This is a genomic window from Arsukibacterium perlucidum DSM 18276, assembly GCF_000382165.1.
Lineage (GTDB): Bacteria > Pseudomonadota > Gammaproteobacteria > Enterobacterales > Alteromonadaceae > Alishewanella > Alishewanella perlucidum.
Genome location: NZ_KB907721.1, coordinates 41,452 through 59,501, shown reverse-complemented (window position 1 = coordinate 59,501; position 18,050 = coordinate 41,452). Strand labels below are relative to the sequence as shown.

General features: G+C 48.7%; 16 protein-coding genes and 1 tRNA gene. 6 read left to right on the top strand and 11 right to left on the bottom strand.

The window, feature by feature from the left end:
* Position 1 precedes the first annotated feature (1 nt).
* Positions 2 to 78, top strand: a tRNA-Asp gene (locus H141_RS0114355).
* 313 nt (positions 79 to 391) lie between these two features.
* Here the strand turns inward: H141_RS0114355 and H141_RS20325 are convergent.
* From H141_RS20325 to tsaA, 9 genes are all read right to left on the bottom strand, one after another.
* Positions 392 to 1,555: a cation diffusion facilitator family transporter gene (locus H141_RS20325; RefSeq protein WP_019676978.1), complete on the bottom strand. Its 1,164-nt coding sequence runs from the start codon at positions 1,553 to 1,555 to the stop codon at positions 392 to 394.
* Positions 1,552 to 2,628 (bottom strand): efflux RND transporter periplasmic adaptor subunit, encoded by a 1,077-nt coding sequence (locus H141_RS0114345; RefSeq protein WP_019676977.1) that lies wholly within the window; start codon positions 2,626 to 2,628, stop codon positions 1,552 to 1,554. The genes H141_RS20325 and H141_RS0114345 overlap by 4 nt, the downstream gene beginning before the upstream one ends.
* The gene (locus H141_RS0114340; RefSeq protein ID WP_019676976.1) at positions 2,625 to 5,957 is read right to left on the bottom strand and encodes an efflux RND transporter permease subunit; all 3,333 of its coding nucleotides are present in this window, start codon (positions 5,955 to 5,957) and stop codon (positions 2,625 to 2,627) included. The genes H141_RS0114345 and H141_RS0114340 overlap by 4 nt, the downstream gene beginning before the upstream one ends.
* Positions 5,958 to 5,969: 12 nt before the next feature.
* Positions 5,970 to 6,173 carry a YgaP family membrane protein gene (locus H141_RS0114335; protein ID WP_019676975.1) on the bottom strand — a complete coding sequence of 68 codons (204 nt, stop codon included), beginning with the start codon at positions 6,171 to 6,173 and terminating at the stop codon, positions 5,970 to 5,972.
* 95 nt (positions 6,174 to 6,268) lie between these two features.
* A complete protein-coding gene (locus H141_RS0114330) occupies positions 6,269 to 6,670 on the bottom strand; it encodes a rhodanese-like domain-containing protein (RefSeq protein ID WP_019676974.1) in 402 nt (133 codons plus the stop codon).
* Positions 6,671 to 6,700: 30 nt separating this feature from the next.
* Positions 6,701 to 7,450: a sulfite exporter TauE/SafE family protein gene (locus H141_RS0114325; RefSeq protein ID WP_019676973.1), complete on the bottom strand. Its 750-nt coding sequence runs from the start codon at positions 7,448 to 7,450 to the stop codon at positions 6,701 to 6,703.
* 211 nt (positions 7,451 to 7,661) lie between these two features.
* Positions 7,662 to 9,386: a proline--tRNA ligase gene (locus H141_RS0114320; protein ID WP_019676972.1), complete on the bottom strand. Its 1,725-nt coding sequence runs from the start codon at positions 9,384 to 9,386 to the stop codon at positions 7,662 to 7,664.
* Positions 9,387 to 9,436: 50 nt separating this feature from the next.
* Positions 9,437 to 10,495, bottom strand: coding sequence for a Kelch repeat-containing protein (locus H141_RS0114315; protein ID WP_019676971.1), 1,059 nt, complete (start codon positions 10,493 to 10,495; stop codon positions 9,437 to 9,439).
* Entirely contained in the window at positions 10,467 to 11,174 is a 708-nt protein-coding gene (tsaA, locus tag H141_RS0114310) for a tRNA (N6-threonylcarbamoyladenosine(37)-N6)-methyltransferase TrmO (RefSeq protein WP_019676970.1), read from the bottom strand. The genes H141_RS0114315 and tsaA overlap by 29 nt, the downstream gene beginning before the upstream one ends.
* 150 nt (positions 11,175 to 11,324) lie before the next feature.
* Between tsaA and purU the strand changes: the two genes are divergently transcribed.
* On the top strand, positions 11,325 to 12,158 hold the full coding sequence (gene purU, locus H141_RS0114305; protein ID WP_019676969.1) for a formyltetrahydrofolate deformylase: 834 nt from the start codon (positions 11,325 to 11,327) through the stop codon (positions 12,156 to 12,158).
* A gap of 90 nt (positions 12,159 to 12,248) precedes the next feature.
* Positions 12,249 to 12,782 (top strand): hypothetical protein, encoded by a 534-nt coding sequence (locus H141_RS0114300; protein ID WP_019676968.1) that lies wholly within the window; start codon positions 12,249 to 12,251, stop codon positions 12,780 to 12,782.
* A gap of 14 nt (positions 12,783 to 12,796) precedes the next feature.
* Here the strand turns inward: H141_RS0114300 and can are convergent, their stop codons facing one another.
* The gene (gene can / locus H141_RS0114295; RefSeq protein ID WP_019676967.1) at positions 12,797 to 13,438 is read right to left on the bottom strand and encodes a carbonate dehydratase; all 642 of its coding nucleotides are present in this window, start codon (positions 13,436 to 13,438) and stop codon (positions 12,797 to 12,799) included.
* A gap of 201 nt (positions 13,439 to 13,639) precedes the next feature.
* On the opposite strand from can, the gene H141_RS0114290 reads away from it, so the two are divergent.
* The 3 genes from H141_RS0114290 to H141_RS0114280 all read left to right on the top strand — a co-directional run bounded on the left by H141_RS0114290 (position 13,640) and on the right by H141_RS0114280 (position 17,122).
* Complete coding sequence (locus H141_RS0114290) at positions 13,640 to 15,055, top strand: mannose-1-phosphate guanylyltransferase/mannose-6-phosphate isomerase (RefSeq protein ID WP_019676966.1); 1,416 nt, start codon at positions 13,640 to 13,642, stop codon at positions 15,053 to 15,055.
* 1 nt (position 15,056) lies between these two features.
* Positions 15,057 to 16,493 carry a phosphohexomutase domain-containing protein gene (locus H141_RS0114285; protein ID WP_019676965.1) on the top strand — a complete coding sequence of 479 codons (1,437 nt, stop codon included), beginning with the start codon at positions 15,057 to 15,059 and terminating at the stop codon, positions 16,491 to 16,493.
* Between the two features lie 104 nt (positions 16,494 to 16,597).
* Positions 16,598 to 17,122, top strand: a complete 525-nt coding sequence (locus H141_RS0114280) for an H-NS family histone-like protein (RefSeq protein WP_019676964.1) — start codon at positions 16,598 to 16,600, stop codon at positions 17,120 to 17,122.
* Positions 17,123 to 17,189: 67 nt separating this feature from the next.
* Here the strand turns inward: H141_RS0114280 and H141_RS0114275 are convergent, their stop codons facing one another.
* Positions 17,190 to 17,933, bottom strand: coding sequence for a YciK family oxidoreductase (locus H141_RS0114275; RefSeq protein ID WP_026349481.1), 744 nt, complete (start codon positions 17,931 to 17,933; stop codon positions 17,190 to 17,192).
* Positions 17,934 to 18,050 lie beyond the last annotated feature (117 nt).

The window sequence follows — 18,050 nt, the reverse complement described above, 5'->3', positions numbered from 1 at the left end:
CGGAGCGGTAGTTCAGTCGGTTAGAATACCGGCCTGTCACGCCGGGGGTCGCGGGTTCGAGTCCCGTCCGCTCCGCCATTCTATCCAACCAGCTTGCAAAGCCCTTATGCTCACTTCAGTGCGGAGTGGTAGTTCAGTCGGTTGCTGTTTATTACCTGCTTAGCCGGCCTGCCACGCCCCAAGCCATGTTGTTCGTGGGTTCGAGTCCCGGCAGCGAAGCCATTCTATCCAACCAGTTTGCAAAGCGCTTATGCTCACTTCAGCGCGGAGTGGTAGTTCAGTCGGTTACTGTTTATTACGTGCTTAGCCGGCCTGCTACGCCCCAAGCCATGTTGTTCGCGGGTTCGAGTCCCGGCAGCGAAGCCATTCTATCCAACCAGTTACAACTAAGTTAATCTGTTTTTTTCAGGTAAAAGTGTATTTGTAACTGACTGGCGGGAGGCCAAAGCTGTTGCAGTTGCTGTAAGAGTTCGCCGGTACTCAGGTTGTTAACTAGTTGCTGAGCATTGCTACTGAGTAAAATATTAGCCTGGATCGGATCCTGATAATACAGGATCAATTCAACGTCATCAGCGTCGAGTTGGTAACGATGCAGCAGTTGGTTGAGGGCTGCAGTTAACGGCGGACGGATATTCAGTGCTGGTTCTGCCGTTGGGGTTGTTGTAGCCGGGCTGTTGATGTGCACCAGAATATCGCCGATTTCAGTAAACTGACGCTGTAATTGGTGTTTGACCTGGTTGCCGAGCCAATGCGCTTCCGAGGCACTAAGCCTTGGCGCGACTTCCAGCTTTAGCTCCAGTAGTACTTTGCCACCGCTGGTGCGACTGCGAAGCTCATTCACTGCCAGAATGCCCTGGGTCTTTAAAATATGTTGGCGGTAGCCTTGCTGCTGTGGCTCTGGAATGGCGGTATCGATTAGCTCAGCCAGGCTGCGCTTTAACAGCTGTAAGCTTATGGCAGAAATCAGCACGGCAACCAACAGGGCGGCTACGGCATCCAGCCACCAGAAGCCGAGCATGGCGCCGCCAGCACCAATAAGTACCACTATGGAAGAAAATGCGTCGCTGCGGCTGTGCCAGGCATTGGCGCTGAGTAAATCAGAATTCATTGCTCGGGCAGCGTTGATGGTGTACCAATAGAGCCCTTCTTTAATAAACCAGGACAAGGCGGCGACCAGCAGTACTGGCCAGGCCGGTGTTGGACTGGGTTGGCCTAGCCACAGGGTAACTGTGTTGTGCCAGAACAGGCTCAAGGCGACAGCCAGCAGGATGAGGCCAAGCAATACGGTGCCTAGTGTTTCAATGCGGCGATGGCCAAAAGGGTGATTTTTATCGGCAGCCCGGCCTCCCAGCCGGATACTGAGCAGCACTACCGCATCAGTGGCCAGGTCTGATAGCGAATGTATGCCATCAGCCACCAAAGCAGCAGAATGGCCCAGAATGCCGGTAATAATTTTCAGCACGCCAAGCACCAGGTCATACAAAGCCCCTATCAGGGTGACCTTAGCAGCGTGGGCGCTATCGCCAGCTGCAATAGGAGGGTGATGACCGCTCATCTTGAGAGTAGTTGCTCGCCAGCTGCAAGACCTGCCAGTACTTCATGCATGGCTTGCCCGTCTTGCAAATGCTGCTCGCCGGGGCGGATCAACCGACGCTCAAAACCGGCGGTTGTTCGTACCTGCACATAATGTAACTGACCACGCTGTTCAATCAGTAAGCTGGGGATCAGCACGGCATCACGTTCGCCAATAGGCACGGCCAGCCTGCCAAACATACCTGGATAGAGGCCTTCAGTCAGATTGATATCGAGGCGCACCCGGAAACTGCGTGAACTGGTATCAGCTGCAGGCTCTATTTCGCTGACAGTGGCGCGCAATGGTTGCTGGCTTGCATCCAGTTGCACTTGCAGTTGCTGACCAAACTGCAGTAAGCCAAGGACTGATTCGCTGATAGAAGCTTCGAAGCGCAGGCTTTCCGGTGCATATAAGGTTAGTAGCAAGGCTCCTGGCGTAGCGGTATCGCCTGTATTAACCAGCCGTTGGCTGATAATGCCATTATATGGGGCTGTCATAATGCTAAAGCCCTCACTGGTCTGAGCTTCAAACAAGGCTGCCCGGCTACGCTGCAGTTCTGCTTCAGCAGTATCGCGATTGGCGCGCACTTCATCCCGCTGAGCTGCTGGTAATAAGCCTTGCTCAACTAAAGCAGTGGTGCGCTGATACTGGCTGCGTGCTTCATTGACTCTGGCCTGGGCCGAGGCCAGAGCTTGCTCCTGCTGGCGTACCCTAGCGCTTAAGTCATCGTTATCAAGTCGCAGCAACACATCACCGGCTTTAACGCTGTCACCGGCTTCCACCAATACTTCGGCTACACGGGCAGTAATTCGGGCCGATAAAGCGGTTTGCTGGCGTGCTTGCAGGTTACCGCTAAAATGACGGTACTCAGCCAGCGGTTGCTTGCTGACGGTATAAAGCTGTCCGTTTTGGGTCATGTTTAAAGGGCGGCTTTGTTCAGCAACTTTGCTGACAAAGGCGCCAGCCAGCCACAAAAATATCAGCGTTAAAAACAGAATGGCTGCCATTATGGTCAGCGCCAGACGACCTACCGGTGTTAAAAAAATTTTGTTCATTCATCGTCTCCAGCGACTTTCAGGCCATGGCTCGGGTGATTGCGGTACACTTGATGGTAGACCACGGGGATCACCAGCAGAGTAAAGATGGTTGAGGCTCCAATACCAAAAATAATGGCCCAGGCCAGGCCGTTAAAAATTGGGTCCAGCGTAATAACAACATTAGCCAGCATGGTGGTGCCGGCAGTTAATAGAATCGGACGGGTACGGACTGCTCCAGCTTCAAACAATGCTTCTTTCAGTTCACAGCCTTCACGCAGTCGTTGTTGAATAAAATCAATTAAGATCAGCGAGTTTCGAACAACGATACCTGCCAGCGCTATCATGCCTATCATGGCTGTTGCGGTAAAAAGTGTGGGGTTGGGATAGCCTGCAATATCGGAGCTAAACACATTGAGCAACCAGAAGCCTGGCATAATACCGATTACGGTCAGCGGAATGGCCAGCATCATAATGCCGGATACGGCTTTTAAGCCGGTTTGCAGCACCATCACCACAAATACACCCAGCAAGGCGACGCCATAGGCAATACCGAGATCACGAAATACATCAAGAGTGATTTTCCATTCGCCTTCGCCGCTCCAGATCACTTGAATATCATCCGCTACCGACCAGCCCAGGCCCGCTCCATTGCCAAAGTAATGGCGGCTCCACAGCGGCCGGTAACTATCGTCTGCACTGCCTTTATCGACCATTACATCGACTACGGCATCGGCCGGTACCCTACCGACGGTTTCGCCATAAACATAGCTTACCGGCCGGAGATTCTTATGAAAAATGGGCCGATCGACCGCTAACTGTTCAAAATGTCCAAGCTCACTAAGCTGGACCATCGGCAAGGCGGCATCAGCCACTCCTCTTGCCTGCCGCGTGCGGCTTAAACCCGCTTCACCACGAACATACAAGGATAGTAAACGCTCCGGGTTATCCCGCTGCCCACGGGGTAAACGAATTTCAATCGGCAACGGGTTCACTTCTTCCGGTAACTGCAGGTGATCTATCACCAGGCCGGATGCAGCGGCAGTAAGGGTCTGATTAATTTGCTGTACTGAAATACCGGATAAGGCTGCTTTTTCCTGATCGACAACAAACCGCCAAAGCAAGGCTTCTTCCGGCACTGATGTATCGACTTCGCGCACAAAATCTTCGCGACGGAGTCTTTCAGCAACCTTCAGGGCTGCCTGTTCCAAAGCAACGTAGTCGCTGCTGTCATTGCCGTATACTTCAGCTACCAGGGTGCTGATCACCGGCGGTCCGGGCGGCACCTGCACCAATTTCAGTTTAGCATCATTGCTTTGCGCGATGGCTTGCAACTCATCGCGCAGACGCAACAGAATTTCATGTGATTGCAGGTGGCGCTGCTTTTTATCCACTAACACCACCCGAAGTTCACCCTGATGAGGCTGATGGCGCATAAAGTAATGTCGCACCATACCATTGAAATCCATTGGCGAGGGCAAGCCGGCAAAACTGGAAATGGAGCTGATTTCCGGCACCTGCTGTAGGTGGCGTGCCAGTTGCTCCAGGGTGGCTGCAGTGCGCTCAACGCTGCTGCCAGATGGCATATCCACTACCAGCTGAAACTCACTCTTGTTGTCGTTAGGCAGTAGCTTAAGTGGTACCAGTCGTAAAGCGGGCAGGGCGGCTGCCAGTACAAATAGCCCTGCTACTGCCCACAAAAATAGCGTGCTGCGTTTTGGGCTTAGTAATAAAGGGCCAAGCAGTGTTTTATAGCCACGATAGAGCAGAGTACTTTGTGGTTGATAGTGACCTTGCTGACGGGCGCCAACCATGATGCGACGGGCCAGCCAGGGCGTGATTAAAAAGGCCACAGCGGTCGAAAAAATCACACTGACAGGCACATTAAAGGCCATCGGTGCCATATAGGGGCCCATCATGCCGGTGATAAAAAACATCGGCGTAAAGACGATAACTATGGCCACGGTCGACATTAGCAGGGCGCTGCGAATTTCAGCCATCGCCAGCACAATAGAGCGCTTGGGGGGCAGGCCTTTTTCCCGTAAAAACCGCTCGATGTTGTCGATGGAGGCAATAGGATCGTCAACAATCAACCCAAGAGCCAGAATTAGCGCAAATAAAGTAACCCGGTTGATGGTATAGCCAAATAACAGGTCCATGCCAAGAGTAGCGCCATAGCTGATAGGGATGGCGATCGCTACTACCAGCGCGGCACGCCAATTTAAAAACAAGCCAACAAAAATGACGACAGTAACAATGGCTATCGCCAGGCTGGATACCAGATCCAGTACTTTTTCATCGGCGGTTTCACCATAGTTGCGGATTATCTCAAGCTTGACTCCGGCTGGCAGCCAGTCTTGCTCCAGTTCAGCAAAGGCTTGCAGCACGTCGTCTGCTACCCAAACTGCATTGGCCCCTTTTTGCTTGCCGACGGCCAGGAATACTGCCGGCAGGCCATCGCTCTGGCTAAGCTCCGCCTCGCTAAAGGCGGCGCCGGGATAAAAGAAACTGTATTGGTCAGGTTCGGCCGGACCATCCGTTACGCTTGCGATATCACGCAAATAGACTGGCTGGCCATTGATGACATTTACCACGGTCTGGCCGATTTCGCTGGCAGAACGCAAAAAATCGCCACTTTGCAGGGCAATGCTATGATTATCGCGCTGCAAAGCGCCAGCCTGCTGGCGTTGATTGCTAAAGCGAATGGCCCGTTCGACATCCTGCACACTGGTATGGTGAGCAGTCAGTGCCTCGTTATCCAGTTCAATCTGGATCAGGCGGGATAAGCCACCACTGACACTGACCTGGTTTGTGTGACGAATGGCTTTAAGTTTTTGCGAGGCTTGCTCAGCCAGCCGACGCAGTTGATAATGATCTACTGCAGGGTCGGTGCTGTACAAGGCTGCCACCAACATCGGCACGTCATCTATTTCAATTGGTTTTACCGACCAATTATTAACCACGGCCGGAATTTGATCCTGATTGGAGTAGAGCTTGTTGTAAAGTTTAACCAGTGAATCTTCGCGATCTTCGCCAACATAAAACCGCACGATAACCATTGCCTGACCGGTCATCGATTGTGAGTAGACATACTCCACGCCATCGATCTGTGACAGCAAACGCTCTAACGGCTCGGTTACCTGCGTGGCTATCTGGCGGGCAGACAAACCAGGTGCGTCTATGATGACGTCCGCCATTGGCACCACTATTTGTGGATCTTCTTCCCGCGGTGTCAGCCAGAGCGACACCGCGCCAAGCAGTAAAGCCAGCAGGATCAGCATAGGAGGAAAATAGCTGGACATAAACCAGCCGACCAGCCCCTGCGATTGCGGTGTGGGCGTTTCGTTCATGTGATTCCCTTGTTATTTAAAGGCACAACCTGGTTTAACGCCAAAGGCTTTCAGCACCATGGCCAGTGGACAAAAACCGGTAAAGGCGCTTTGCAATAAATTGACGCCTACAAAGGCAGTTAGCAGCAACCACCAGTTGCTGACGAAGGTGGCCAGTAGTAACGATAGCAGAATAACGGTGCCAGCAAAGGCAAGAACGATACGGTCCTGATTCATAATAACCTCTTAATTTGATTTTAAGATAAATCTAATATATTGGTTGCAACAAGCTTTTACAATGTGTTGCCGCTAAAATCTCGTTGTCTTGCCCCTTAGCTTACCACCGGGCGCTGTTGGGCCAACCAGTCAGCCATGCCTTCGGCAATGGATATTACCTGGGGAAAGCCCATGTTCTTTAAAGATTCTGCTGCCAGCGCAGAACGTCCGCCGCTGCGGCAAATCAGATAGACTGGTTGTTTGGCAAGTTCAGCCAATGCCAGATCGGTATCGCAGTTTAAGGCAGCTACCTTGGGATGATTATGAATTTGCATTTCCAGTACGCCGCGCGGCATATTAACTGCGCCACGGATATGCCCCTGCTGAAATTCAGCGGGTTCGCGTACATCAATCAGCACCAACTCCGGGCTCTGTTCCAGTTTGGCGGCCAGATCGGCGACTGTTATTTCCTGGATACGGCTGCGTACCTCTGTAACCAATTGTTGTGAAGTTTTCATTTTATACTCCTGAAATAAATTTAAATGGAATTAAAGTACCGACTGACTAATAACGACAACTGCCATTATTGCCAGAAAGACGGCAAAGCCTCGTTGCATTTTTTCTTTGGGTAAGCGCCGGCCAATCCAGCCACCTATATAACTGCCTGCGATGCCAGCTACGATCATCAACGCAATGACCGCCCAGTCAAATTGTAGGCCCTGAGCACTGAAAACGCTGAAATACTTGGCAAAGCCGACGAAAGATTTCATAGCAATAATTAACAGGCTGGTGGCGACACTGATTGCAATAGGTAAGCCCCCCATTAAAACCAGCGCCGGTACAATTAAAAAACCACCCCCTACGCCAACAAAACCAGTAATGACACCCACGACCAAGCCGTCTGCAATCACTTTAGGTTTGTTGAAAGGATGTTTATTTAATGTGTCTGGTAATTTACTGCGCCACATGAAAATTGCAGCCACCACCATCAACAGTGCAAACATCAGCAATTGCCAGCGGCTGTCGATAAGTGTGCCCAGCCAGGCCCCGCCGTAAGTGCCCAGCATGCCAGGCACACCAAACCAGAGCACATGGCGCCAGCTAATCAGTCTTTTCATGCCATTATGTACTGAGCCAAATAAGCTGATGCCAGCAACGATAAGTAAGGAAGATGCAATAGCAAGTTCTGCTGGCATGCCAATAAGGTAAAGTAATACTGGCACCGTCAGAATTGAACCACCTGAGCCAAACAGGCCAAGGCTTAAACCAATGATTAGTGCACCAAGTAATGCCAGCACGTTGCCTCCATATACTAAAAGTGAATAAGCTTATAACCCGATGGCATTGTAGAGGGTTTTAAGTTCGGCAGCAATTAAAATTTAGCATATTCTAATTTAATGGTGCCATTGTGACTGTAGACAGCAATTATGCTTGCAGCTTAATGGCTGATTTTAACAATAGCAGACGGAGCTCAGTGTGGTACTGAACCCCGTTTGTTGGGAAAGGGAATTATGGCGCGAGTTTCTTTTGGATTTCAGTAACAACAGTGGCGATATCAAGCATTACTTTGTCACCAGTTCGACGGTTTTTATATTCAACCTGCTGGTTGTCAAGGTTACGCTCACCAATAACAATAGTATGAGGAACGCCAATCAGCTCCATATCGGCGAACATCACCCCGGGACGCTCACGGCGGTCATCAAATAATACGTCAATGCCTGCGGCCGTAAGCTGGTTGTAAAGCAGCTCGGTTACTTCAGCTATCCGCACAGATTTATGCATATTCATTGGTATAAGGGCAACCTGAAACGGCGCTATCGCATCTGGCCAGATAATGCCGTACTCGTCATGGTTTTGTTCGATAGCTGCGGCAACTATGCGAGACACACCTACACCATAGCAACCCATAGTGATAATCTGATGTTTGCCTTCTTCGTTCAGTACCCCGGTTTTCAGTGCTTTAGAGTATTTCTCACCCAGCTGAAAAATATGACCAACTTCAATACCACGTTTAATCACCAGATTACCAAAGCCGCACGGGCTTGGATCACCGGCAACAATGTTACGAATGTCAGCTACCTGGTATGCTGGAATATCCCGCTCCCAGTTGACCCCCGTCAAATGATAACCATCCTTGTTAGCACCAACGACAAAATCAGCAAGATGAGCGGCACTGCGATCAGCAATAATCCTGACTTGCAGCCCTACCGGGCCCAGAGAACCTGGCCCTGCGTTGCAAAGCGCCAGGATTTGCTCGTCTGTAGCAAATTGTAACGGGCTGGCCACACCATCCAGTTTTTCAGCTTTAAGTTCATTTAAATCATGATCGCCGCGAAGTACCAGAGCGATCAGTTGTTGCTTGCCTTGCTCATCCGCATCTGCCAGCACAAATAACGTTTTAGCTATAGCTGCCGGTTCAATCTTTAACAGTGCTGCAACCTCGGCTACAGTGCCAGCTGCAGGCGTGGCTACTTCGGTTAAGGTTTTGCCCGGCGCCGCTCTGCTGCCTTTTGGTGCCAACGCTTCCGCCATTTCAATATTGGCTGCGTAGTCGCTGCTGTCAGAAAAAGCGATGGCGTCTTCGCCAGATTGAGCCAGCACGTGAAATTCATGCGAGACACTGCCGCCAATTGCGCCACTGTCAGCCAGTACTGGCCGGTAATCCAACCCCAGCCGGTTAAAAATGTTGCAATAAGCGCTGTACATAGCGTCGTAGGTTTGCTGCAAGCTGGCCTGGCCTAAATGAAAGGAATAAGCATCTTTCATAATAAACTCACGGGCACGCATAACACCGAAACGTGGCCTGCGCTCATCCCGGAATTTGGTTTGTACCTGATACAAATTCAATGGTAACTGTTTATAACTGGTAATTTCCCGGCGGACTAAATCAGTAATCACTTCTTCATGGGTAGGGCCCAGAACATAATCGCGCTGGTGGCGGTCTTTGAACCGCAACAGCTCGGCATCCATAGTGTCCCAGCGGCCAGACTCTTGCCATAACTCAGCTGGTTGCACCATTGGCAGCAGCACTTCAATTGCACCAGCTTTGTTCATTTCCTGGCGCACAATTTCTTCAACTTTGCGCAGTACCCGGACACCGGTTGGCAGATAACTAAACATACCTGTGCCCAACCGACGGATTAATCCGGCTCTTAACATCAGTTTATGGCTGATAATTTCGGCGTCGGACGGTGTTTCCTTTACCGTAGATAACAAATACTGGCTGGTACGCATACTGCTCTCAAAAAAGTAGTCAAAAAATTGCCATCATTCTAGCAAGTCATTCAGTCTGGCAGAAGTTGAATCTGATGTTTTATTAGCTTATTTGTCACCTGCTGGCCGGAAAGCATGCCGCCAAGGGTATAAAGCGCGCCGTTGACTTCCAGTAATGTCCGGGCATCCATGACCGGATTACTGTCTGCTGCCGTTCGCCATTGTTGTCTGGCGACAGAATACACCCAGACTTCACTGCTCGGCACCGCACTTTGCCCTTCGAAACCAATACCGTTAACGTTATATGGCGTTTGGCTGCCGCCTACAAACACAATAACTTGCTCGCCATTTAGCTCAGTACCGGTAGCCGCCATTCTGAAGCGGGCTTTGCCGGTAGGGTGTGGCACTTGCTGCCAGCTAATCTCATTCGGTTTACTGCCGATTGTACCCTGCCAGCAGGCTGGCTCAGCGGCAAAATTGCGCGGTTTAGCTGCCGGGTACTCTATAGCAACACCATCGCATAACAGCAGGGTATTGCCAACGATACCGCCGGCTAAACCAAATACCGGTTTACCCGGGAACGGTGTGGCTTGCGACCAGCGCTGGGTAAAGTTATCGAATAACTGCATCAGGTTGACGTTACCGTGATCACTCCAGCCGCTGGCCAGATAAATATAACGGTTCTGATAGGGCAGAGCCACTGCATCATCTACCGGCACAGGCATATCATTTATCCGGGTATAGCGCCGGGTCACCGGATCAAGCCGGTAACTGTCGGCAGCAGTTTGCTTGCTGCCATCGGCATTGAGGGTGAAACCACCAAACAGGAAAAAGTTATTGTTAAGAGCAACAGCGCTGGCTCCTGCGCGGCCGGTTAAACGTTGCTGACTGGGTACCTCTGGTAGTTCAGACCAACCAAATTCACCCAGGGTATGCATCCAGACTTTGTTATGTAAGTCATTGCTTTGCTTACCTGGTCCTATGCCTAAAGCGCTGACAATGTAGGTCTTACCGCGGACAGTTGTACTGGCAAGGCTATTATTACTGACCGGTTCAGGTAGGTCGGGTATGGCAATGCTACTGGCTGCAGCCGTCAGCAAACTAAGGTAGCTGAGAGATTTCAGTAACATGGTTGTGTTCTCCATTAACTGTCCATTTAATATTAAAGTGGTACAAGGTCATACCGTAATGTTGTTCGGTATCTCGTTGTTTCTTATACGATGGCCGTGGATCTTGTTTTAACACTTTTTCAATTAGCATTGCTAATTCGGGGTGCGCGTGCTGAGCCAGGCAAAAGTCTCTGGCCTGCTCACTAAAACTAACCGCCATCCGGGTTTCAGGAGCACTGTCGGCAAAGCCACCGGCGGCGCCAGGCAGGGCATCAGCATAAGGTAAATACGGTTTAATGTCTAAGATGGGGGTGCCATCCAGTAAATCGATCCCGCTCAGTTCCAGCACCAGCTTCTCTTGCTGCCGGTAAACCCTCTCTAGTTTTACGACAGAAAGACCAATTGGATTAGGTCGGAATGTAGCCCGGGTAGCAAAAACACCTTTACGGGTATTGCCACCAAGCCGTGGCGGCCTGACCAGAGGCGACCAACCCTTGCTGGCAGTTTCATGAAAGACAAACACCAGCCACAGGTGACTGAAACTTTCGATACCGCGGACAATGTCATCATCGGCATAAGGAGGATCAAGCACTAATTTACCTCTGGCCTCGGCAATTAAACCGGGTTGGCGGGGAATGGCAAACTTCTGTTTGTATGGCGACTCAACCGTGCCAATTACATTAAACTGAAAAAAACTCATTATTGGTAATACACTGCCCGTAAAGTTAAACGCACATTATGCAATTGCGGTATCCAAACAACAAGCAATAGCATAGCCGTCTGAATATCTTTGACGCTATACGGTTATTAAGTAAGAATAGTGCAGCCAATGTTAATTTAAGAGTAAAAGATGGAACGAAAAACCCTGTTAACTGAATGCCCTGATTCGAAAGGCCTGATCGCTCAGATCACCAATATTTGTTACAAGCATCAACTGAATATTATTCGTAACACCGAATACGTAGACCCCGTTACCGGCCAGTTTTATATGCGAACTGTGCTGGAAGGCGTGTTTAATGACACGACTTTATTATTTGACTTAGACCGGGCCTTGCCACCTGGCAGCCGTCGCAGCTTATTAAGTGAGGGAGCTAAAAGGGTCGTAGTACTGGTAACCCGGGAAGCGCATTGTCTGGGGGACATTCTAATGAAGGTGTTCGACGGTTCGCTAGCTTTAGATATTGCGGCAATAGTCGGTAATTATGCAGACCTGAGTAACCTGGCAGACAAGTTTGCAATTCCATATCATTACATTAGCCACACGGGGATCAGCCGGGCAGAGCATGAGCAGCAGATCCTGGCAACGATAGCGCCTTATCAGCCGGATTATCTGGTTCTGGCGAAGTTTATGCGTATTTTAAGTGCAGATTTTGTCGCGCAGTACCGCAATCGGATCATTAATATCCATCATAGCTTTTTACCCGCATTTATTGGTGCAAACCCATATCAGCAAGCATTTGAGCGCGGCGTGAAAATAATCGGCGCTACCGCTCATTTTGTAAATGAACAGCTGGACGAAGGCCCGATTATTGAACAAATGGTCAGAACTGTTGACCATAATTTTAGTGCCAATGATATGGCGAAGGCTGGCCGCGATGTTGAAAAAGCAGCACTGAGCCGGGCGTTACAATTGGTAGTTGAAAACAGAGTATTGGTACATGGCAATAAAACGGTGGTGTTATAGCAAACGTCAAAATACCGTTGTGTTTTACTTTGATCCGTTTATCTTTAATACTTCAGCCATATTCGAAGTTGCCGGTAGGAGATATCTGTGATGAAAGTACCTATTTTTCTGTGTTTCCTGTTTGCTGGTTTTGCTTGCGCGGCTGAGACAGCGACAACATTACATCCGCAGCTTGAGGTATTCCGACCTTACCTCGGCCAGTACTGGCAGGGTAATCTGGCACAGCCGGGTAGTGAAAAGCCGGCTATTGACCGTTCACACTGGTCGCGGGCGCTGAATGGTCAGGCCATTAAAACAGTGCACTCAGTTAATCATGGCGAATATGGCGGTGAGTCTTTTATTTTCTGGGACGACGCTAGGAAAAGCCTGGCGTACTACTACTTTACTACCGCTGGTTTTTATACCCATGGCACCATGCAGTTTAACCCGCAAAGCGGTGAGATCACCGCGCTGGAAAATGTTGAAAACAATCAGAGCGGCATTACCCAGGTGAAATCACACAGTAAAATTATGCCTGATGGAAGTTTGGAAGTTCGTTCCAGTTACTTACAGAATGAGCAATGGGTTGCCGGTCATAGCGCTGTGTATCAACCTGTTGCACCTCAGGAAATTATCTTTAAGTAGAGACTGTCGCGTTGTCAGTTATCGAGCGGGTCCATTGCATAAATGTCGTCAATTTTATCAGCGCTGGAATGACTGACCCGCAGATCTTTTACTCTGCCGTTGCGCAAGCTGTATACCCAGCCATGAATAGCCAGCGGCTGACCACGCTCCCAGGCTTCCTGCACAAAACTGGTATGGCACAGGTTGCGAACCTGCTCCATGACATTTAACTCGATTAACCGGTTTAGTCGTTCATTTTCATCACTGAAGCTGTCAACTTGTTGCCGGTGCATTGCATAAACATCTTTGACATTTCGTAACCAGTTATCCACGAAACCAGCCCGTTGTTTCATCATGGCCGCTTTTACACCACCACAGCCATAATGTCCGACGACCAAAATATGTTTTACCTGCAGAATATCAATTGCATATTGTAACACGGATAGGCAATTCATATCTGAATGCAAAACTAAATTAGCGACATTACGGTGAACAAACAACTCACCGGGTAACAGGCCGACAATCTCGTTTGCTGGTACCCTGCTATCAGAGCAGCCAATCCATAAATACTCAGGGGCCTGTTGTTCTGACAATTGTTTAAAAAAACCGGGTTGTTCACGTTCAATTCGATCGGCCCAGTTTTTATTGTTAATAAATAAATCTTTAAATGATGGCATAAGCCTTATCCTGTAAAAAGACGCATTAAGATAGCTGATTCTACCTTAATTAAGAGCATCGACCAGCCTGGTTTACGCTCGATAACTATCTGACTGGTCGACTCGTATCAGAATATTCCAGGTGACGTTTGCCGTGAAAGCTGGCTATACTAAGCTTGGCAAGACAATTTAATGTTATGGAAAGTACCGCAAGGAGTAGCAATGATCCCCGTAATTTTATCTGGAGGGTCGGGTACCCGGCTCTGGCCTTTATCCCGCGCAAAAAAACCTAAACAATTTCTGGCTTTGGTTAACGAAAAAAGCATGTTGCAAAATACCTTACTGCGCCTTAAAGGCATAGAGCAACTTGCGCCGCCGATAGTAGTTTGTAATGAAGATCATCGCTTTATGGTTGCTGAGCAGCTGCGCGAGCTGAATATCAATGATGCCTGCATAATGCTTGAGCCGGTTGGTCGGAACACAGCACCAGCGATAGCTATCGCCGCCATCCAGGCCATGCAGACCAACCAAGACCCGGTATTGCTGGTGTTGGCTGCTGATCATGTTATTCAGGATATACCGGCCTTTCAGCAAGCGGTTGCTGAGGCGCATGTCGCCGCAGAAGCTGGTAAGTTGGTTACATTTGGTATTGTGCCGGTAACTGCTCATACCGGCTATGGTTATATCCGGCGCAGCAAGCAAAGTATTGCAAATATGGTCAATACCTTCCTGGTAACTGAATTTAAAGAAAAACCCGATAAGAACACAGCTGAGCATTATCTGGCATCCGGTGAGTACTGCTGGAACAGCGGCATGTTTATGTTTAAAGCCAGTACTTTACTGGCAGAACTCGAAAAATTTGCGCCTGACATGGTTAATGCCTGCCGGCTGGCAGTTACTGCTGCAGCTAAGGATTTAGATTTTGTCCGGATTAATAATGATGCGTTTAGCGCAAGCCCGGCAGACTCGTTGGACTATGCGGTGTTGGAGAAGTCTGACAATACTGTGATGGTGCCGTTAAATGCGGGCTGGAGTGATGTTGGCAGTTATGATGCGCTATGGGACGTTATGGCTAAAGACGCACAAGGCAATGCCTGTCGGGGCGATGTCATGCTGGAAGCAACCCGAAACAGTTACATTAACGCAGAAGAAAGGCTGGTGGCGGTTATAGGCTTGGATAATGTGATCGTGGTCGAAACCAAAGACGCAGTTTTAGTGGCAAATAAAAATGATATTCAGCAAGTAAAAAGCATTGTGCAACGCTTGCAGAGTTACGGCCGGACTGAAGTTGATTTGCACCGCGAAGTATTCCGGCCCTGGGGTAAGTATGACTCCGTTGATCAGGGTAATCGCTATCAGGTCAAACATATTACGGTAAAACCCGGCGCAAAATTGTCGGTCCAGAAGCATCATCATCGGGCTGAGCATTGGGTAGTCGTTAGCGGCACTGCGCTGGTGCGAAACGGCGACGATGAGTTTATGGTGACGGAAAATGAGTCTACCTTTATCCCAATTGGCGCAGTTCACTCGCTGGAAAACCCGGGCAAAATTCCATTGGAGTTAATCGAAGTTCAGTCGGGCAGCTATCTGGGTGAAGACGACATTGTTCGTTTTGCCGATAAGTATGGCCGGGGATAGTATGAATACATTATCGTGCTTCAAAGCTTATGACATCCGCGGCAAATTAGGTGAGGAGCTTAATGAGCAAATTGCCTATAGTATCGGCCGGGCTTATGCCAGAATAATCAAACCGGAAAGTGTGGCAGTGGGTGGTGACATCCGGCTCAGCTCAGAGTCCCTGAAGCTGGCATTAACACTTGGGCTACTTACTGAGGGGGTAGAGGTACTGGACTTAGGCATGACAGGTACCGAAGAGGTTTATTTTGCGGCCCAGTATCTGGCTATTGATGGTGCAATTGAGGTTACTGCCAGTCACAATCCTGCAGATTACAATGGCATGAAGCTGGTGCGGGCGCAATCAAGACCAATAAGTGGTGACACCGGTCTGTTTGCTATTCGCGATGAAGCGCAGCGGTTGCAAGCAGATCTGTTTGAGCCGTCAGCTTTAAAAGAGTTAATGCAACAAAGCAAAAAGATGGCGGGAAATGTGGTGTGGCAATTCGGCAATGCCAGCTACCAAAAGCACAGTATTGTTAAACCCTACATTGCTCATCTGCTAACTTATATAAACAGCGCCAATATCAAACCTTTAAATCTGGTCGTGAATGCTGGTAATGGCGCTGCCGGCCATGTAGTAGATGCGCTGGAGCAAGCTTTTATTCAACATCAGATCCCGATCCATTTTACTAAGATCAATCATCAGCCGGATGGCAAGTTCCCCAATGGCATTCCTAATCCTTTGCTGGTAGAGAACCGCCAGGTGACGGCAGAAGCAGTGCGACATTATCAGGCTGACTTTGGGATTGCCTGGGACGGTGATTTTGATCGTTGTTTTCTATTCGATGAGCAAGGTAATTTTATTGAAGGCTATTACATTGTAGGAATTCTGGCCGCCGCATTTTTGCAGAAAGAGCCTGGGGCAAAGATTATTCACGACCCCCGTTTGTACTGGAATACTGAAGCCGTGGTTCAAAAACACAGCGGCAAAGCGATTTGCAGTAAGACCGGCCATGCTTTCATTAAAGAACGAATGCGTTCTGAAGATGCGGTTTATGGCGGAGAGATGAGTGCGCATCATTACTTTCGTGATTTTGCTTATTGTGATAGCGGTATGATCCCCTGGTTACTGGTTGCAGAATTATTATCTTTGTCAGGTAAAAAACTTTCGCAGCTGGTACAACAAATGATTGCTGATTATCCTTCTTCCGGTGAAATAAACTTCAAAATTGCTAATCCTTTGCAGGTAATTACTAAATTAGCAGAACACTATGCACCATTAGCGATAGAAACTGATGATATTGATGGTTTAAGTATGAGTTTTGGTGATTGGCGCTTTAATCTCCGTATTTCTAACACAGAAAACGTTGTCAGATTAAATGTTGAAACTAAAGGTGATTTAAAGTTAATGGAACAAAAAACAACTGAGTTGACACGTTTCTTAACTGAACCTGAATAGAATTAGTTTTTTTATTTTATATCTTTGTATTATATACCGCGATAGCTTTATTTAATCTGGCAAATTGCTTATCCTTTATTAAATTTTATTCAAAGGAGAAAGTTGTGTCTCTATTATTAGATAAAAGAGAACTTAAAAAAGCAGCCAAAGAGTTAACCCTGGTTAAGCTGACCGATGTTATCGAAACGCTGAATAGCGTATTGGCGGAACGGCAACAGGAAGTTGAATTAATTGCTCAGCTTGAACAATTAGCTAAAGCTCAGGGCTATACCATGGAGCAGCTTGGATACAAGCAAAGCAGTGATGTTGTAGTGGCTGACAGCAGTGACAACAGCAGTGCCAGGCGACCAGTAAAACCGAAGTTTAAAACTATTAATAAAGACAGTCAGTTTTTTTTCGTTGAAAATGGGCAGTTACAGCTGTTACGTACCCACACCATGAAGAAAGGTTTGCAGCAACGGGGCATTCAGGTGATGCCGCTAGCTAAAGTAGATAAAAAGTTTGCTAAAGACATCGACAAACTTATTAGCAATGCTACAGCTCAGGCAATTGAAAATTTTAACAGCAAAGTTGCCATTTGGAACGAGTGGGCTGTGGTTAATGGTGGCGAGATATTGGAAAAGCGCTGAGCGCTGCGCCCGTTATAAAAAAAAACCGGCAACTACGCCGGTTTTTTCGTTATTTAGAAGACCTACGCTATTTTGGTTGCGCATCCAGCGATTTGCCATTCTCAGCAATACTGGCATCTGTCATTAGATACAAATATAACCACATAAGGTCTTCAGGCGTTTTCAGGCTCATAGGGTCTTCGCCAGGGTAAGCTTTGGCGCGCATTGCAGTGCGCGTGGCACCTGGGTTGATACAATTTACCCGGATTGAACTGCCAGCGTATTCGTCGGCCATCACTTGCATTAAGCCTTCAGTTGCAAATTTTGATACTGCATAAGGGCCCCAGTAGGCACGGCCAGTGCGTCCAACCCCCGATGAAGTAAAGACAACAGAAGCCGCAGGCGCCTTTTTCAGTACCGGCATTAATGCCTGGGTCATCAGCATGGCACCAGTAACATTTATCTGCATAATGTCCTGCCAGCTGGCCAGGTTGATGTGTTCAAACGGGCTTAACACTCCCAGTAAACCTGCGTTGTGCAAAATGCCGTCCAGTTTACCGAATTCCCGCTCTATTGTTGTTGCCATATCTTTATAATGGCTTGCTGTAGCGCCTTTTAAATCCAATGGCACAATGGCTGGCTCAGCACCGCCGGCGGCAACAATTTCATCGTATACAGCCTCAAGTTTCTTTACTGTCTTTCCCAGTAAGATAACCGTTGCCCCATAGCGGGCGTAAGTCAGCGCAGCGCAGCGACCAATACCATCACCAGCGCCGGTAACTAAAATAACTTTACCCTTGAGCGCCTCTGCAGGCGCAGTGTAGTTATCCATAAAATCTAACCTGTTAGCCCTAAAAAACGGCGCAAGCATACGCTTAAAATGAAATTTTTGCATCTTTCTTGCTGCCAACTGTATTTTTACGCTAGCGATCTGGCAGACTTTGAGTTA

What these genes read in the sequence shown, in the direction of transcription:
- H141_RS20325 (WP_019676978.1), bottom strand. Translation starts at nt 1,555, where the DNA reads ATGAGCGGTCATCACCCTCCTATTGCAGCTGGCGATAGCGCCCACGCT.
- H141_RS0114345 (WP_019676977.1), bottom strand. Translation starts at nt 2,628, where the DNA reads ATGAACAAAATTTTTTTAACACCGGTAGGTCGTCTGGCGCTGACCATA.
- H141_RS0114340 (WP_019676976.1), bottom strand. Translation starts at nt 5,957, where the DNA reads ATGAACGAAACGCCCACACCGCAATCGCAGGGGCTGGTCGGCTGGTTT.
- H141_RS0114335 (WP_019676975.1), bottom strand. Translation starts at nt 6,173, where the DNA reads ATGAATCAGGACCGTATCGTTCTTGCCTTTGCTGGCACCGTTATTCTG.
- H141_RS0114330 (WP_019676974.1), bottom strand. Translation starts at nt 6,670, where the DNA reads ATGAAAACTTCACAACAATTGGTTACAGAGGTACGCAGCCGTATCCAG.
- H141_RS0114320 (WP_019676972.1), bottom strand. Translation starts at nt 9,386, where the DNA reads ATGCGTACCAGCCAGTATTTGTTATCTACGGTAAAGGAAACACCGTCC.
- H141_RS0114315 (WP_019676971.1), bottom strand. Translation starts at nt 10,495, where the DNA reads ATGTTACTGAAATCTCTCAGCTACCTTAGTTTGCTGACGGCTGCAGCC.
- tsaA (WP_019676970.1), bottom strand. Translation starts at nt 11,174, where the DNA reads ATGAGTTTTTTTCAGTTTAATGTAATTGGCACGGTTGAGTCGCCATAC.
- purU (WP_019676969.1), top strand. Translation starts at nt 11,325, where the DNA reads ATGGAACGAAAAACCCTGTTAACTGAATGCCCTGATTCGAAAGGCCTG.
- H141_RS0114300 (WP_019676968.1), top strand. Translation starts at nt 12,249, where the DNA reads ATGAAAGTACCTATTTTTCTGTGTTTCCTGTTTGCTGGTTTTGCTTGC.
- can (WP_019676967.1), bottom strand. Translation starts at nt 13,438, where the DNA reads ATGCCATCATTTAAAGATTTATTTATTAACAATAAAAACTGGGCCGAT.
- H141_RS0114290 (WP_019676966.1), top strand. Translation starts at nt 13,640, where the DNA reads ATGATCCCCGTAATTTTATCTGGAGGGTCGGGTACCCGGCTCTGGCCT.
- H141_RS0114285 (WP_019676965.1), top strand. Translation starts at nt 15,057, where the DNA reads ATGAATACATTATCGTGCTTCAAAGCTTATGACATCCGCGGCAAATTA.
- H141_RS0114275 (WP_026349481.1), bottom strand. Translation starts at nt 17,933, where the DNA reads ATGGATAACTACACTGCGCCTGCAGAGGCGCTCAAGGGTAAAGTTATT.